This is a genomic window from Mesorhizobium sp. M5C.F.Ca.IN.020.29.1.1, from assembly GCF_003997375.1.
Classification (GTDB): Bacteria; Pseudomonadota; Alphaproteobacteria; order Rhizobiales; family Rhizobiaceae; genus Mesorhizobium; species Mesorhizobium wenxiniae.
Genome location: NZ_RZSW01000990.1, coordinates 1 through 1,184 on the forward strand (window position 1 = coordinate 1; position 1,184 = coordinate 1,184).

Consider the following 1,184-nt stretch of genomic DNA (forward strand, 5'->3'; position numbering starts at 1 on the left):
GCCTTGGAACGGCCGTGCAGCGTCAGGTTCTGTTCGGCCAGGCGCCCCTTCTCGGCTCGTGCCTTCTGCTTGCGGGCCTGGCGGAGATTGACGATGTCGGCCATGTCGCGCGGCCCGTCGGATCACTTCTTGCGGAAGGCGTCGAGCGACACCACTTCGGCGCCTTTTGCGGCATCGGCCGCGGCAGGCTTCTTTTCAGCCTCTGCGGTCTTCTTCTTCTCAGGCTTTTTCTCGGCGACGACGGCCAGCGGTTCGGAAGCGGGCTGGCCGCCCAATTCCTCTTCTGCCGAGGTCTCCGTCCTCACGTCGAACTCGAGCTCGAAATTGACGGACGGGTCGTAAAAGCCGCGCACGGCCGAGAACGGGATTTCCAGCTTTTCCGGCACGTCGGAGAAAGACAGCCCGACTTCGAAGCCGGTGTCGGTCACTTTCAGGTCCCAATACTGGAACTGGATGACGATGGTCATCTGTTCGGGATAGCGCTCGCGCAAGCGGGAAGATACGCGCACGCCCGGGGCGCCGGTCAGGAAAGTGATGAAGAAATGATGGTTGCCGGGAAGGCCGGTACGCGCGACCTCGGCCAGGACCTTGCGCATGACGCCGCGCAATGCCTCCTGGGCCAGAATGTCGTAGCGGATGTGGTCGTCGGCCATGTGGCTGTCGGGTTCCGTTGAATCGTCCGCATAGCTGTAATCAAGCTTGAGCGCGGCGTAAACCGGATATAGACGCCGGCAGCGCAGATGCGAGAGGGCATGCCTCAGATTTGATCGCTCAGGCGCCAGCGAGCGCGCTGTGCTTTTGCGCGTCGGCCGCCGGCTGCCGCTTGCCAAAGGCGCGCAGGAAGGTGCGCACGCCATGTGTCGCCGATTGCAGCACCTCGTCATCGGTCGGCGTGCCGCCGAGCATGAAGGTGGTCTGCAATTCGGCATTGGCAAGGGCGAGAAACTGGCGCGCCGCGACATCGGGGTCCTCGATGTCGAGGAAACCGGCATGGGCGAGGCGGGCGAAACGGGCGGCGATCGCCGGCCATGTCCTGCCCGGCCCCTGTTCGCGCCATTCGGCAAAGAGCTCGGGATAGCGCTCGCCCTCGGTCTGGATCAGCTTGCGCAGGAATTTTCCGTCGCGGTTGCAGATACAGTTGCGGTTCATGCGCACAGCAAAAGCGATCAGATCGGCCTCGAGAT

3 protein-coding genes are annotated in these 1,184 nt (G+C 63.4%); all 3 read right to left on the reverse strand.

The window, feature by feature from the left end; genetic code table 11:
• On the reverse strand, nt 1-104 hold a 104-nt coding region (locus tag EOA85_RS35675; protein WP_127212760.1), incomplete at its 3' end, for a DUF4169 family protein.
• An 18-nt stretch (nt 105-122) separates the two neighbouring features.
• Nucleotides 123-653 (reverse strand): SspB family protein, encoded by a 531-nt coding sequence (locus EOA85_RS35680; protein ID WP_065010458.1) that lies wholly within the window; start codon nt 651-653, stop codon nt 123-125.
• A 118-nt stretch (nt 654-771) separates the two neighbouring features.
• A partial coding sequence (locus EOA85_RS35685; RefSeq protein WP_206523479.1) for a TetR/AcrR family transcriptional regulator C-terminal domain-containing protein occupies nt 772-1,184 on the reverse strand: 413 nt, incomplete at its 5' end.

Bases quoted from the DNA above. Each gene is read 5' to 3' on its own strand.
- EOA85_RS35680 (WP_065010458.1), bottom strand. From the start codon at position 653: ATGGCCGACGACCACATCCGCTACGACATTCTGGCCCAGGAGGCATTG.